Source organism: Pseudomonas sp. WS 5078, from assembly GCF_012985745.1.
GTDB classification, from domain to species: domain Bacteria; phylum Pseudomonadota; class Gammaproteobacteria; order Pseudomonadales; family Pseudomonadaceae; genus Aquipseudomonas; species Aquipseudomonas lundensis_A.
Genome location: NZ_JAAQWX010000015.1, coordinates 1 through 14,719 on the forward strand (window position 1 = coordinate 1; position 14,719 = coordinate 14,719).

The window sequence follows — 14,719 nt, forward strand, 5'->3', positions numbered from 1 at the left end:
CGAAATCGGAAAAGCTCATCTGGCTCATCTGGCTCATCTGGCTCATCTGGCTCATCTGGCTCATGGGCGGCTCGGATCAGGTGGTCAGGCGTATTTCAGCACATTTGAAAACTTGTTCGGAGATTCCTTAGTGAGTCAGGGCGGTCGTGTATTTCACACTCTTTTCGGCTAATTTCGGACAGAGCCTCTCATTTTGTGCCTCCATTACATCTCTCTACAGTGAGCAGTGATAAGTACGACTAACGGTAAATAAACCTGTCACTTTTGACAGTGGACAAGGTTAAATGCCGGGCGTAATTTGGCTTCGTCACGTGTTTCAGGCTATTCATTAATAGTAATAAAGATGTGGCGGAGTATTCCCTTAGGCGCGTGAAGGTGTGGGTTGCTCATCTTTGTTAGGGGACTCGTTGGGTTTATCTAAAAGTGATGAGTTGGTTAATGATCTGAAATTTCCTGCGCTTTAGTTTGGCCGCTTCTCTGTTAAGACCATGTCTTTGACACGGATCTTTGTCCTTTGGATTTATCTACATACTGGTGAAGTTAATGATGACTAAGGTGAATAAAATACAGGCGGCAAGAAGTGATTTTGAAGGATTTAACAGCACCCTCCATAGACCCGTCGGTGGTCGTGCGTTCGTCAGTCCTACTCTATATCGGGTAGGCTTGCCTTTTTTATCCCACTCAACAGAGGGCATCATTTTTCCCTATGAGTTAACAGAGTGGAACTATGAGCTTTCAGTAGGTGTTCCAACGACTGACCTGCCCATATCATCGCTTGTTGATGTCTATTTTAAGGAGGTTGAAGGCCCCGCCGTTTACAAGACCACACGTGAGAGAGTGTCGCCACCCGATGAGCTTTTATTCAAAATACCACCCAGCGATTTAAAGCAATTTGAAGGTAAAAAACTCACGATTAGTTATAACGTTCACCTGGACGATGATTCTACTGCCTCATTAGAATTGCCCGTTCGTGTAACGACACGGCTTACCTACGATAAACCCGTTGTCGAAGGGTTGGAAAACGGCGACATTATTGTGGGCAACTATCCGGATGGACTTGATGTCGAGCTTCAGCCGATTAAAAATATAGCGTTTCCAAGCATTGTGGCCTTAAGCTGGGTAGTTATGACAGTCATCGACGATGTCTATACCATTCTTTATTCGACTATTCAACGTTATGACGCATCCCCGGAAGCGAAGTACGTGATGCGGGTGCCAAAGGAGGCTTATACAGGCTGGCCAAAAGAAGCGTACGCTATATGCGGCGGTTCTGTGGATTTCGCACCACACGATCCAAATCTTCCAACATGGGGGACCGGTGGCCATAAGATTAGATTTATTTGAATCCTAACACTTGGTGTGTTGTTCTTTATATAAAATATCCGCGTGCCTGTGACGCCATTGCTGTATAGGCACGCTGATTTTAATTCAGGATATCTTCGCCTTTGGCATGCTTGCCAAATTGTGCTGCTTTACCTTTTGAGGAAATAAAAAAGTAATCCTTGGCGCGCTGTGTTGAGTGGGGGTAGTTTTACACTCATGTAATGATTGAGCTACTTTCAATCAGGGCAAGTCGAGCACTCCCTAACCCGAGAGGATGGTCATGTTTACTTTACGTGTGTTTGCAACTGCTGCTATTTGCTGTTCTTTTGCATTGAGTTCGCTCCCAGCATTCAGCGACCCCGGTAACGGTAAAGGGCCTGATAAAGGCCATGCTCAAGGTGGCAAGGGGCATGGTAATGAAGGGGGCAAAGGTCAGGGCGGCAAGGAGGGCAATTGGGGGCGTTCACCTCATATTGACCGGGACAATATATTAGGGGTGTTGGGAGGTCATCGCGATTATTGGAGACCCGGTCCAGCCCTGCCACCTGGTATTCAAAAGAATCTGGCCAGAGGTAAACCACTTCCTCCCGGTATTGCTAAAAAGCTGGATGGCAGGTTGTTAAATCAATTACCTCGCTACGAGGGTTATGAGTGGCAACAAGCGGGGGCGGATTTAGTTTTGGTTTCTATAGCCAGCGGTCTCATCTATGAAGTGCTCAATGGAGCGTTTGATTGAGGGCGCGCAAGGGCCGGGCCGGGCTGTGGTGCTGGCACGGTGATAGAGGATATCCGGGGGGGATGGCTTGAGTGCTCAGCCACACTCAACGTCTGGTTCTGATGTACGTATTCCATAGCGCATGCGCACCATGAAGGCCTAGGGCAGATACACAGGCCAGTATGATGACGCTCAAGGTGATCAGTCCGGTACTTTCGTGGGCAAACATCGTGGGTAACTCCTGTAGTCACTTTGTTGATCTGTAAGGTTAGTTACCCCTGTGGTCGCCGAGGTGACGTTTGCATGACAAACGTTTCATCTTTTTCTTCAAGCTTGTACGCGCCCTTGTGGATTAACGCCTATACCTAAGCGCTGAGAGCAAAAGCGGTCAGGGGAGGTGACAGTCGACATGGTTTTGAAGCGCGTGCAATGGCAGTTAGTGTGCGGTTTGCTGCTCATGCCGTCCTTGGTCATGGGTGAAAATACCCGTCCCGGGGACCGAGACAGTAGGGCAGGCAGCGGCGAGTGGTTGGTTTTGGCGAGTCCGTTTGTTTGGGCACCCTCCAGTAATGGGCAGGTCTCACTGGCGGGCATTGATACCAAGGCTGACGTGGGTTTTCGTGAGGTCTTCAATAACCTGAATTCTGTTTTCATGGGCAACCTTGAAATCACCAATCGCACGGTCGGCTTTTATGTGGATGGTGTGTACGCTAAAACCCGTCAGTCAGAACGGCTCTATGGGCAAAAGATTGGTCTTTCAATCACTCAGTCCACATTCGCGGCGGGCGTCTATTACCGTGTGTATGAGCAGGCATTGGGTGGCTCGACAGTTTTCGGCGAACCGCGCACATGGCGCGTTGAGCCTACGGTAGGCGTGCGCTGGAGTCAGTTGTCTACCAAAGTGAATATTGACTCGCTGGGCTTCAGTACGAAGAAGAAAACCCATTGGACAGACCCGTTTATTGGCGTGCGCATGCAGGCGGATCTGACAGACCGGTGGACGCTTTCAGGCGAAGCCGATGCCGGAGGTCTTGATACCTCTGCCAAGCAAACCTACAACGCTCAAGCCTATTTGGGCTACAGAACCTATGTTTTTGAGCATCCCACGCTCGTGCGCGTGGGCTACAGAGTCTTGGCGCAGGACTATCGAACCCGAGATTTTACTGGCAATACGTTCAAATATGATGTGACCCAGCGCGGACCGGTAATTGGCCTTTCCATGCGCTTTTAATCCTTGGCTGACAGGTCTTGGTGCTGGGCCTTGCTGTGTTGACACCAGCGTGATGTGTCTTTGTGCCAGCCCCGGGCACGGGTGATTATTTGAGGATCATAGAAATGAAAACTGCATGCATCACCAGAGCATGTGTGCTGTCACTGGCAGCTTTTATCAGCGCGGTTCCTGTGGTGCAGGCCTGTACACGGTTGGTGTACCTGGGTGACAACCAGCAGGTGATTACCGCCCGCTCCATGGACTGGAAAACCGACGTGGCCACTAACCTGTGGGTGTTTCCCCAAGGTATGAAGCGCAATGGCGAGGTGGGACCCAACTCGCTTGAGTGGACATCGAAATATGGCAGCGTCATCGCTTCGGGTTATGACATTGCAACCACCGACGGCGTGAACGAGGCAGGCCTGTCTGCCAATTTGTTGTGGCTGGTGGAGTCACACTACCCACCTTTCGATAAAACCCGGCCAGGCTTGAGTATTGCTGCCTGGGCTCAGTACGTACTGGATAACTTCAGTAGCGTGTCAGAAGCTGTGGACGTGCTCAAAACCGAGCCCTTTAATGTGATTACCGCTGATGTACCCGGCGAAGGACGCCTGGCCACTTTGCATTTATCGATGTCGGATGCATCGGGCGACAGTGCAATCATCGAATACATTGACGGCAAACAAGTCATCCATCATGACCGGGCCTATCAGGTGATGACCAACTCGCCGGCTTTTGACGCACAGCTGGCGATGAATGCGTATTGGCAGGCTATCGGCGGCACCGTCATGCTACCGGGCACCAACCGGTCTGCGGATCGTTTTGCCCGTGCTTCGTTCTACGTGAATGCCGTGCCTAAATCCCAGGACCCGCGTCTCGCGCTGGCTAGCGTTTTCAGTGTGATTCGTAATGTGTCAGTACCCTATGGCATCACCACCCCCGGAGAGCCGAACATATCGTCCACGCGGTGGCGGTCCGTGATTGACCATAAACAACAGCTGTATTTTTTTGAGTCCGCCATGACCCCCAATACATTTTGGGTCGACCTTAAAAAGCTGGATTTCACCCAGGCCACAGGGGTAGTCAAAAAGTTGGATCTGGGGCCGAATCAAAGCACGATTTACTCGGGCGAGGTTTCCGCAGATTTTGAAAAGGCGGCACCTTTTCAGTTTCAGGGCGCCTGAAGGTTCACATTATTGCACCGTTAGCCTTCAGCTCACTTGTCCCCCTGTTTCGTGGAGGTCATCCACAGTCTCAAGTGCCGTGATGATTGCCACGCGCAACCCTTGAACCTGTGTAGCAAGGCTCATGGACGCCACGGGTTGCGGGGCGAGCCCGGCTTGTTGTGGTAAATAGGGCACGTGAATGAAACCGCTGCGCACCCCAGAGCCCGTCAAGGCGTGTTGCAAACAGTAGAACACCTGATTACAGACAAAAGTTCCGGCCGTTTGCGACACTGACGCGGGTATGCCTTCGGCCTTTAGCGCCCGCGCCATTGCCTTGATGGGCAATGTGCTGAAGTAGGCTGCGGGGCCGCCGCAGACCACAGGCGTGTCGATAGGTTGCTCGCCCAGGTTATCGGGGATTCGCGCATCATTGAGATTGATTGCCACGCGCTCGATCGAAATATCGGTTCGTCCCGGGCCCAATCCAACGGCAATCACCAGTTCTGGCTGGAATGACACGAGTAGCTCAAGCAAGCGCGTCGGGGCCTGGGAAAATACGCAGGGTAACTGCCGCGAGACGATCCGGACGTCCTCCTTGATCAGGGTTTGATCCAGCGCTTTTACGGCCTCCCATGAAGGGTTGATCGGGTCTTGATCGAACGGTTCGAAACCTGTCAGTAATACGGTACGCATGGGCACCTCACATCAGCAGATAGAGCAGGACGATATTGACGACCAACATCATCAATGCCGTAGGCATTTGCGCTTTGATCACGGCGTATTTGTCCGGGATTTCCAGCAGGGCGACCGGCACGATATTGAAGTTGGCCGCCATCGGTGTCATGAGTGTGCCGCAGTAGCCAGAGAACATGCCGATGGCGGCCATCACTGCCGGGTTGGCATCGTAAATGCCTACCAGCACCGGAACACCTACACCACCTGTCATGACCGGGAACGCGGCAAAGCCGTTGCCCATGATCACGGTAAACAATGCCATCCCCAGCACATAGACCATCACTGCGATCAAGCGGAAGTCCATATTGATGTAGGACGTTGCGACATGGGCGACGGCAGAGCCCACCCCGGCGTCGTTAAACAACAGCCCGAGCATGGCGAGCATTTGCGGCAGCACCATGGTCCAACCCAGTGCCTCTGTCAGACGACGCGATTCGCGCAGGCTTTGCAGGGGGGAATCACGGGTCAGAAGGCATGCCAGAATCAACGCCACAATACAGCCCAGTCCCAAGGACACGAACGTGGTGTTTTTCGGGTCTAGCAGCGGGACGCCCTCGATTTGCGTGTTTTTGAGCAGCATGGAGCCGATAACCGTCACCAATGGAATCGACAGGGCAGGGAGGAACAGCTTGTGCCCCAGTCTCCCGGCGCTGGCGCGTGCTGCCTTGACGTGCAACTCGGCATGCGTCCCGCGGCCTATGCCGCCAAAGCCTGCAATCAACGCCATGACCAGCACGCCTGCACCTACAACGAACGGAGGTATGCGATCGCCTACCAGAAACACGATGGCAAACAGCGCCCAGAACAGGCTGCTGCTCCATCGTTTGGGGTGGTTTTGATCGCAAGCGATCATGCCGGCAGTGACCATTAACAACACGCCTGCCAGCCAGTAAAAGTACTCAATGGAGATGATCATCGTGCAACCTCCGGTGAGGTCGGCTCGATGGAAGATTCACGTGGGGTCAGTTGGCGCGTCAGCTGCGAGTCGAAGCGATACAAGCGCAGCGCATGCACGATAAAGGCGCAGATTGCTGTGGGAATTCCCCAAAAAGCGATGTGTAAAGGTTCTACATCGAGGCCAGAGCCCAATAAGAACGTATGCATCAAGGCGATTGCGCCAAATGCCACGAACACATCTTCGCCAAAGAACAAGCCGACATTGTCGGTGGCGGCGCACATCGCCAGTACCTTATGACGCACGGCCTCGGGCAATTTCCCGTATTTATTTTCAGCCGCGCCTTCGGCCATCGGCGCCAGGAGCGGGCGCACCATCTGCGGGTGACCGCCAAGGCTGGTCAGCCCAATCGCTGCGGTGGTTTCTCTCACGAAGAGGTACATGATCAATAAACGGCCGACTGTCGCGCGTTGAAAGGTGGCTATCCAGTTCTGTGCGTGCAAACGCAAGCCATGACGTTCCAGCAAACCAATCACTGCGAGCGGTAGCAGCAGGATTAATTGCAAGGCACGGGTTTCAAGAAATCCTTCCCCCATCAGCGTAATGATGTGCTCCAGAGAAAAGTGGGCTGCAAGGCCGGTCACGATTGCTGCCAGGCTCACCACGAGCAGTGGGTTGAAGCGCAGCACGAAGCCCGCGATGATCACGAATACGCCCAATAAGGGCCATAGATTGACGACGGTTTGCATGGGGAGTGAATCCCTTGGCTGGTTGCCGCAACGCCAGGGCAGGCTGGTGTGCGCGCAAGGCGAAAGCGGTCGGGCTCACTTTCGCAAAATTGATTCGCTGCCGGACTCAGCGTGTTTTTTTATTGTTGGCGTCCCATGAGCGGGCGTCATTGAGCGATATCTTTGGGCGCTTTACCCACTGCGTCCAGTCAAAAAAAGTTGTCACCGCTGAACAAAAAAGTTTGGCCAATTGCACGCGGGATCGGGCTGGCTTGCAGTTGTTGCAAGGGTTTACAGTGGCGACCTTGTTTAGCGTGAACGGGCAACCTTCATGAACATGAGATTCCTTTTGACCTTTGTATGGGTGGCCCGGCTCGGCAGTTTCCGACTAACTGCCGAAAAGCTATCCAGTACGCAAGCGGCCATTTCAAGCCGTATCTCGGTGCTGGAAGCCGAACTTGGCGTGCAGTTGTTTCAACGTGACTCGCGGGGTGTGAACCTGACGCGTGAAGGGCACAACGTGCTGAGTTACGCGGAAGAAATGCTGGCGACCCAGCAGCGCATGCTCCAGTCGTTGGGCAAGGCCGATACGTTTTCGGGCCGTTTACGCATTGGTGTCATGGATACAGTCATCCATAGCTGGCTGAGCGAGCTGATTAACGCTCTTAGTCGCGACTATCCGTTGGTTGAAGTAGAGCTGACGGCTGATACAGCCCTGAACTTGAATGAGCAATTACTCAAAGGGCAACTGGATCTGATATTCCAGACAGATTTATTACGGGCCGACGGTGTGCGTAACAGGCATCTGGCGTGCTATCCGTTGCGCTGGGTGGTGGCCAGAGGAACCCCTCTTGATCGCCCTTATGACGGGCTCGAAGCGCTCTGTCAGGAACGGTTGCTGACCTTCTCGCGGTTGTCCCGGCCGCATCAGGATGTGCTCAATTACCTGCATCAGCAAGGCATTAGCGCGCCACGCATCAGTTGCATCAATTCGGTGGCAGCCATTATCAAGCTGGTGGCTGATGGGTTTGGTATTGGTGTCCTGCCGCCGGTGCTGGTCAGCCGCGAATTACGTCATGGCAGCCTGGTTGAGTTGCCGATGTGCGCCGGCCCCGGCTTTTCGGTCTATGCCAGTTGGCGCGTCGGCGCAGGCCTTGAACTCAATGAAGCGGTTGTCAGCCTCGCCCAAGCGGTTGTGGCCGACTACCAGCGCGCCGTTAAACCGGGTCACCTGATATTGCCCAAGCCCCTCGACTAGTACAGCTTGTCATCTGATCCGTATTTTTATGAATCAACTGCGCCTGTATTGCAGCTCACAATCGGCAGAAAATTACACTCAGTCAGATAGCTCAAGTAGGCATCGAACCTTGAACGGTGCAGGGATGCCGTCCGTTGATGCTCACGTTCTGGTTTTCGACACACTTACGGTAGGAACTGATATGGCTAAGATGGGTTGGTTTTTGGGAGGATTTCTGCTGTTGACCATTGGGATCGGTATCCTTGCCACTATTCCGCCGGGTTGATCCCCCGAACATCAAAAGGCCGCTGCTAAACCAGCGGCCTTTTCTGTTGGGCAAGGGCATTCAGACGCAGTAAGTGAGGGCTTGTTCAACATCAGCCAGCAGGTCTTCCACATCTTCAAGGCCTATTGCCAGGCGCACCAGGCCTTCGCTGATGTCGTGACGTGCACGTTCCTCCCGGGTGTAAGCCGAATGGGTCATGCTGGCAGGGTGTTGCGCCAAGGATTCAGCACCGCCCAGACTGACGGCTCGGCTGATCAGTTGCAGGGCATTCATGAAATACCTGCCGGCTTCCAGGCCTCCCTTTAGCTCGAAAGCAATCATCCCTCCGGGCTGGCGCATTTGGGATTTAGCCAGCTCATGTTGTGCGAACGAGGGTAGCCCCGGATACGACACCGACTTCACTGCCGGGTGTTGCTCCAAATACTGCGCAATCAACTGAGCACTGCTGCAATGGCGGTCCATACGTAAAGCCAGGGTCTTGAGCCCGCGCATGAGCAGGTATGCATCGTGGGGCGACAACACGGCCCCGGTGAGGTCCTTTAAGCCTTGCAAGCGAATGCGCGAGGCCAGTGCCTGTGACGTGACCACAATGCCAGCCGTGATGTCGCTGTGGCCGCTCAGGTATTTGGTTGCCGAATGCACAACGATATCAGCGCCTGATTCCAACGGTCGCTGCAAATAAGGAGTGCAGTAGGTGTTGTCGATAACCACGGTAATGTCGGGGTAGGCGTGGGCGATACGAGCTACCGCTGCGATATCCACCAATTGCATGTTGGGGTTGGCGGGGGGTTTCAAAGTAGACCATGCGCGTGGCGGGGGTGATGGCGGCTTCAAGTGCTTGCATGTCAGCCATGTCGACGTGCTTGACCTTGATCCCGAACTCGCCAATGCCGTGGTGTAGCAAAGCAAACGTGCAGCCATACAGGGTGCGGCTCACAATCAACTCATCCCCCGGGCGCAGTAAGGTCCAGAAGGTCGTTGCAATGGCGCCCATGCCAGAGCTGAAAGCGATACCGGCTTCACCATTTTCCAGCGTTGCCATGCGGGATTCGAGCAGGGCCAGGGTTGGATTGGAAATACGGGTATAAAAATGCCCGCTTTCTTCTCCGGCAAAACAGGCTGCACCGTATTCAGTGGAGGGAAATGCGAAGGTGGAAGTGAGATAAATGGGAGGAATCAAGGCCCCATTATTTTCAAGCGCGTTGTAGCCGTGGTGAATCGCGCGGGTAGAAAAGCCGAACTCATTTTTTTTGTCGTTCATGCTGAGCGCTCCGATATTTCCTACAATGCTATGCTCATATTCGACACGATAAATTCCAAATCCAGGGGATGAAACGCGTGTTATTGGAATAAATACCCTTCACGCTGAGATTGAGAGGCACAGTATGCCCAGTCCGCTGGATAGAACCGATAAAGCCCTGTTAGCAGCCTTGCAAAACAATGCGCGATTAACAGTTGCCGAACTGGCGGAAAAGGTATCGCTGACCACCTCACCCTGTTGGAGACGGGTCAAAATCCTCGAAGAGCAAGGGCTGATTACCGGCTATCAAGCCATCCTGTCGCCCAAGCATTTGGGCTACGGCGTTACGGCGTTTGTCAGTGTCATGATGGCTTCCCATTCTCAGGAAACTGCCAGAAAGTTCGAGCAATGCCTACTGGATATTCCTGAGATCGTGGCATGCCATAACATCTCGGGCCGTTATGATTTTTTGCTCGAAGTGGTGGCTAAAGACCTTGAGTCGTTTGGTGAGTTTGCGCGTGAAGTACTGCAAACTTTACCGGCGGTAAAGGAAATCTATTCAAGTTTCTCTTTCAAGTCAGTAAAGCCGCTGCGCAAGATGCCCTTGGCACTTTAATAAGGTTGTTACCCGAGATAGAAGTCAACGCTGTAGCTAAAGGGTCTAGAGGTGTTGCATTTGACGAGTTGCGATTGGCAGGCCACGTCGGGGTGGTCGGGGCAAGTAATGCGATGCGTCCAGTAAAACTGGATTTTGGGCGCGCGATGATTAAGCCTTTTCTCATAAGCATATAAAAAACTGCTTTCGAAAATAACGGTTTTATTGTCGAAGGCATAAGACGCACGCGACTCGAATATAGATTTTTTGACGTCATAGTCAATCAGAATATCCCCCCTCAGTTTGGGTAGGGTTATGAATTGAATGGCATCCACGCGCACAGCAAGGTTGCTGTCAGATAACTCGGGAGGAAAGGCACCTTCTAGGGCCGTGTGGTGAGCTGACACCAAGTCCAGTCGGTAGCCCGTTTTGTTTATGAAGCGCATGTGTATAGACATCGTATCGTCAGGGTGCCTGTTCATAGAGTGAACTCCTGTTGTTGTGGGTTAGGCAGTGATGAGGTGTTTGTTAGTTGGAGTATGGTGAGTTTTTCAGACGTGTGGGCTGAAGTTTATATGGTGTAACACACCGGTGTTCACTCCGCTTAAGCAGGTACATTACATAAGGGGTCACGAGCTGGTTCGTTAGGTTTGGTTGAATATTGTCGGTAAATTTACTGTGTGTGGTAAGGCGTATCTATTTATAAGGTGGTCGTGTGCGTGAGTATCAGGCGGATGCTTAGCTTTTATTTTTAATAGCTAAAAGAGTTTACTATGTTGACGCCAGCATTAATGACGACGTTATTCCCCAAAAGCGTCCCCTTCCTGAATGACTACCTGCCATTTTTACTACGGGTGGCGGAGCAGCGTGAGATCAACACCCCGCGCCGTATGGCGGCTTTTTTGTCCCAGGTGGGTCATGAGAGTGGAGGTTTTACGGTGTTGGTTGAGAACCTTAATTACAGTGCGGGTGGTTTGGCCGCAACGTGGGGTTCACGTTTTGCCGAGAAAAATGCCGAGGGCGCGTACGTAACGGTCATGGAGGGTGGTCGTTTACGACGTGTTCCCAATAGTGAGGCGCAGACGTTGCATCGCAAGCCTGAAGCCATTGCAAACCGGGTATACAGCAATCGTCTGGGTAATGGGGATGAGGCGTCAGGAGAGGGTTGGCTTTACCGCGGCAGGGGGCTGATTCAAATGACCGGCAAGAGTAACTATCAACGATGCAGCTTGGGCCTGTTTGGGGATGAGCGTTTACTGACCACGCCACAATTGCTAGAACAATGGCGCTGGGCAGTAGAGTCGGCAGGTTGGTATTGGAGTTCTCGACACCTCAATGAGCTGGCAGATGGCGATGATTTTGAGCGTGTGACACGCGCTATTAATGGGGGACTTAACGGGCACGCTCAGCGCGTAGCGTTATATGAACAAGCCCTGGACCTGATGAGTCAGGCCCCCGGACGTTAACGTGAGTTATAAAAGGGGCGAACGCTCAGCTCGGCCGGGTTAGGTGCCATAATGCGCGCCTGTTTTCCAGCCATGCAGGGGTATTTAAACCGTGATGTTTGAAATCAAGCCGATGAGTCCCGAGGCTTATCGTCAGCAAACCCGGCGCAGCACGCTTTATATCGCATTACTGTTTGCCCTGTTGGCGCTGGTGATTTCTGGCCTGGCGGTGATGCTGGCAGGCGCACCGGGCGGGGATAACTTCAGGTTGAATCTGGCAGGGGTAATCGCCGCACTGATCGTCACCTTAATGCTGGTACGTTACGTGTTCTGGTCACAACCCTGGATGGCGGCTGCGGTATACGGGTGGCAACTCAAACGCAGCCTCATGCGGGTCACAAACGCCATGCATCACGTTACGGCGGGTGTCATGGCCGGGGATGTCAGCGCGCTCAAACTGTTGCGCTTCTATCACTTGGGGATCACCCAGATGTATCAGTTGGATGCTAATTCCAGTGCGTTGAGCCAGATGGTGCGGGAGATTGACCTGCATAAGGCGCGGCTTGAAGCGTTGAGCATCGACACTGAGCAAACGCGATTGGACCCTGCGTGGATCGAGCAGGTTAAAACGTTCACGCCGTTGAAATAAGACAGTAAGGCCGGCCAGGCCATGGGTGCCGCCGTGTGCACCTTTAGCCCGGCCAGCCATGACGCCGTGGGTTAGCTCACCACGCGATAACACGGCACATACGCTGCGCCACCGGGAAGTTTCATGCGGTGTTGCTCTACGAAAGCCTGCAACAATTTGTCCAGCGGCTTCATCACGGCCGCATCGCCATGAATCTCGTAAGGGCCATGTTGCTCAATCAGATGAATGCCTTTTTCTTTCACGTTACCGGCCACAATGCCTGAAAAAGCCTGCCGCAGGTTGATAGCCAATTCGTGGGGTGGCAGGTCCTTGCGCAATTGCAGGCTGGCCATGTTGGCATGGGTCGGATCAAACGGGCGCTGAAAACCCTCATCAATCTTCAGTAGCCAGTTGAAGTGGAACGCGTCGTTGCGTTCGCGACGGAACTGTTTGACCTCTTTGAGACCGGCCGTCATCTGGCGAGCCACTTCGGCCGGGTTATCGATGATGATCTGGTAGTGCTTTTGCGCCGCTTCGCCCAGTGTGGCGCCCACAAACTCGTGGAGTTGTTGCAGGTAAGGTTCGGCTTCTTTAGGACCGGTCAAAATCACCGGGAACGGTACGTCGCTGTTGTCCGGATGCATCAGAATGCCGAGCAAATAAAGGAATTCTTCTGCCGTGCCTGCGCCACCCGGGAAGATGATGATGCCGTGGCCTACGCGCACAAAGGCTTCAAGGCGTTTTTCGATGTCCGGCAAGATCACCAGTTCGTTAACGATCGGGTTGGGTGCTTCGGCAGCAATGATCCCGGGCTCGGTCAGCCCGAGATACCGGCCGCCCGTAAGGCGTTGTTTGGCGTGGGAAATCGTGGCCCCTTTCATTGGGCCTTTCATGACGCCAGGACCGCAACCGGTGCAGATGTCCAGCAGCCGCAAACCCAATTCGTGACCGACTTTCTTGGTGTATTTGTACTCTTCGGTATTGATCGAGTGGCCGCCCCAGCACACCACGATTTTGGGCTCTACGCCGGGGCGCAAAGTGCGCGCATTGCGCAGCAGGTGGAACACATAGTCGGTAATGCCTGCGGAGGTGCTCAGGTCCATGCGCGGGCTGTCGAGACCACTTTGGGTGTACACGATGTCACGCAGGGCGCTGAACAGCATTTCACGCGTGCTGGCGATCATTTCGCCATCCACGAACGCATCTGCCGGAGCGTTCAACAGCTCAAGGCGAACACCACGGTCTTGCTGATGAATACGGACTTCGAAGTCTTTATAAGCTTCAAGGATGGTTTTGGCATTGTCGACATGAGCGCCGGTGTTGAGAATGGCCAACACACATTGGCGGAACAGGGTGTAACTGGTGCCTGAGCCCACTTCGCTCAGTTGCTGCACTTCACGTTGCGATAACGTCTCCAGGCTGCCTTTGGGGCTGACCGAAGCATTGATGACGTGTCTTTGGACCATTGAGAACTTCCTTGAGCGGGTCAAAAAATTACCTGACGCAGTTTTTACCTTCAAACCTACCAGCGCGGGGTGCATGTCCTTTTTCATGCCGGCTGTTTTTCAGTCGGCCTCTACAGTAACACTGCTTGCTCATAAGACCAGAGCTGCAGGGGAGTGATGATGAACCCGGTTGTGTCCTCATGGTCTGAGGTAACCTGTCCTTCGATGAGGCCTGCTGTACGACCTCACATGCCCTAAGGAAGTTTTAATGATCATTACCACCACTCACCGAATTGAAGGCCGTCAAATTACGGAGTATCTGGGTGTAGTCAGTGCGGAGTCCGTACACGGTATCAACGTGGTGCGGGATTTTTTTACCGGTATGCGGGATTTTTTCGGCGGGCGTTCGCAGACCCTGGAACGTGCATTGAAAGAAGCCCGGGCAGAAGTCACGGACGAAATTCGTGAGCGTGCGGGCGTGCTGCGGGCCGATGCGATTGTGGGATTGAATTTTGAAATCAGTATGCCGTCAGGTCGCGGGGGGATGCTGGTGGTATTTGCTACCGGTACTGCCGTGCGCTTGAACTGAAACTGCGCTAAACCTGTGGCACTTATCACGCCGTAAGGTTTTGGGAATAAGAAGGAGCTACCGGATGACTGGATTTTTAAACCGTGTGTTGTTGGGCTTAGTTGTGGCGGGTATTGCAACGGGCGTCTGCGCTGAAAGCCGTCTGCCTGAGCTGACAACACAAGCGCCTTATAAAAAGGCATATCAGGCCATGCTGGCTTACCCGCAGTGGGTGACAACCGGTCAGGGCACAGCGGCCCCCGTAGAGAAGGTGGTCATGGACGGCAAAACCTACACCGTCGGCCAGATGTGTAAACCCCACGATTGTGCAGCCAATCAGTTGAATGTGGTGTTTAGTCCCGATGGTAAACAGGCGTGGGGTTTGCTCTCAGTTCGCGCCGAAAACGCTGAAGAGTTTGATCAGCAGTTTCTGGGCATGCCGGATGAAACGATTAAAAAGCTGCTCAATAAATCGTTTGCGGACAACAACCCCACCGATTGAG

15 protein-coding genes and 1 pseudogene are annotated in these 14,719 nt (G+C 53.3%); 10 read left to right on the forward strand and 6 right to left on the reverse strand.

What is annotated here, in order from left to right:
* Positions 1-543 precede the first annotated feature (543 nt).
* From HBN68_RS18090 to HBN68_RS18105, 4 genes are all read left to right on the forward strand, one after another.
* The gene (locus HBN68_RS18090) at positions 544-1,344 is read left to right on the forward strand and encodes a hypothetical protein (RefSeq protein ID WP_169965709.1); all 801 of its coding nucleotides are present in this window, start codon (positions 544-546) and stop codon (positions 1,342-1,344) included.
* A gap of 259 nt (positions 1,345-1,603) precedes the next feature.
* Entirely contained in the window at positions 1,604-2,059 is a 456-nt protein-coding gene (locus tag HBN68_RS18095; protein ID WP_094995169.1) for an anti-virulence regulator CigR family protein, read from the forward strand.
* A 388-nt stretch (positions 2,060-2,447) separates the two neighbouring features.
* Positions 2,448-3,269, forward strand: coding sequence for a hypothetical protein (locus HBN68_RS18100; RefSeq protein WP_346010216.1), 822 nt, complete (start codon positions 2,448-2,450; stop codon positions 3,267-3,269).
* A 104-nt stretch (positions 3,270-3,373) separates the two neighbouring features.
* Positions 3,374-4,432 carry a linear amide C-N hydrolase gene (locus tag HBN68_RS18105; protein ID WP_169965707.1) on the forward strand — a complete coding sequence of 353 codons (1,059 nt, stop codon included), beginning with the start codon at positions 3,374-3,376 and terminating at the stop codon, positions 4,430-4,432.
* Positions 4,433-4,459: 27 nt separating this feature from the next.
* On the opposite strand, the gene pcp is transcribed toward HBN68_RS18105, so the two are convergent.
* The 3 genes from pcp to HBN68_RS18120 are packed head-to-tail and all read right to left on the reverse strand — an operon-like array spanning position 4,460 to position 6,793.
* Positions 4,460-5,107: a pyroglutamyl-peptidase I gene (pcp, locus tag HBN68_RS18110; RefSeq protein ID WP_094995171.1), complete on the reverse strand. Its 648-nt coding sequence runs from the start codon at positions 5,105-5,107 to the stop codon at positions 4,460-4,462.
* Positions 5,108-5,114: 7 nt separating this feature from the next.
* A complete protein-coding gene (locus HBN68_RS18115; RefSeq protein ID WP_169965705.1) occupies positions 5,115-6,065 on the reverse strand; it encodes a DUF979 domain-containing protein in 951 nt (316 codons plus the stop codon).
* Positions 6,062-6,793: a DUF969 domain-containing protein gene (locus HBN68_RS18120; protein WP_094995173.1), complete on the reverse strand. Its 732-nt coding sequence runs from the start codon at positions 6,791-6,793 to the stop codon at positions 6,062-6,064. The genes HBN68_RS18115 and HBN68_RS18120 overlap by 4 nt, the downstream gene beginning before the upstream one ends.
* A gap of 310 nt (positions 6,794-7,103) precedes the next feature.
* On the opposite strand from HBN68_RS18120, the gene HBN68_RS18125 reads away from it, so the two are divergent.
* Positions 7,104-8,030 (forward strand): LysR family transcriptional regulator, encoded by a 927-nt coding sequence (locus HBN68_RS18125; RefSeq protein WP_094995174.1) that lies wholly within the window; start codon positions 7,104-7,106, stop codon positions 8,028-8,030.
* 325 nt (positions 8,031-8,355) lie between these two features.
* Here the strand turns inward: HBN68_RS18125 and HBN68_RS18130 are convergent.
* A pseudogene (locus HBN68_RS18130) lies at positions 8,356-9,556 on the reverse strand (methionine gamma-lyase).
* Between the two features lie 124 nt (positions 9,557-9,680).
* On the opposite strand from HBN68_RS18130, the gene HBN68_RS18135 reads away from it, so the two are divergent.
* Positions 9,681-10,151, forward strand: a complete 471-nt coding sequence (locus tag HBN68_RS18135; protein ID WP_169965703.1) for an Lrp/AsnC family transcriptional regulator — start codon at positions 9,681-9,683, stop codon at positions 10,149-10,151.
* Positions 10,152-10,159: 8 nt separating this feature from the next.
* On the opposite strand, the gene HBN68_RS18140 is transcribed toward HBN68_RS18135, so the two are convergent.
* Positions 10,160-10,612, reverse strand: coding sequence for a hypothetical protein (locus HBN68_RS18140; RefSeq protein WP_094993313.1), 453 nt, complete (start codon positions 10,610-10,612; stop codon positions 10,160-10,162).
* A 291-nt stretch (positions 10,613-10,903) separates the two neighbouring features.
* On the opposite strand from HBN68_RS18140, the gene HBN68_RS18145 reads away from it, so the two are divergent.
* Together HBN68_RS18145 and HBN68_RS18150 are read left to right on the forward strand one after the other, a co-directional pair.
* Positions 10,904-11,596: a glycoside hydrolase family 19 protein gene (locus tag HBN68_RS18145; protein ID WP_169965701.1), complete on the forward strand. Its 693-nt coding sequence runs from the start codon at positions 10,904-10,906 to the stop codon at positions 11,594-11,596.
* Positions 11,597-11,690: 94 nt separating this feature from the next.
* A complete protein-coding gene (locus HBN68_RS18150; RefSeq protein WP_169965713.1) occupies positions 11,691-12,224 on the forward strand; it encodes a DUF3087 family protein in 534 nt (177 codons plus the stop codon).
* A gap of 71 nt (positions 12,225-12,295) precedes the next feature.
* Here HBN68_RS18150 and ppnN read toward each other — a convergent pair whose 3' ends face one another.
* The gene (ppnN, locus tag HBN68_RS18155) at positions 12,296-13,669 is read right to left on the reverse strand and encodes a nucleotide 5'-monophosphate nucleosidase PpnN (RefSeq protein WP_094993316.1); all 1,374 of its coding nucleotides are present in this window, start codon (positions 13,667-13,669) and stop codon (positions 12,296-12,298) included.
* Positions 13,670-13,916: 247 nt separating this feature from the next.
* Between ppnN and HBN68_RS18160 the strand changes: the two genes are divergently transcribed.
* Positions 13,917-14,237: a YbjQ family protein gene (locus HBN68_RS18160; RefSeq protein ID WP_169965699.1), complete on the forward strand. Its 321-nt coding sequence runs from the start codon at positions 13,917-13,919 to the stop codon at positions 14,235-14,237.
* A 64-nt stretch (positions 14,238-14,301) separates the two neighbouring features.
* Complete coding sequence (locus HBN68_RS18165; protein WP_169965697.1) at positions 14,302-14,718, forward strand: Ivy family c-type lysozyme inhibitor; 417 nt, start codon at positions 14,302-14,304, stop codon at positions 14,716-14,718.
* Position 14,719: the final 1 nt, after the last annotated feature.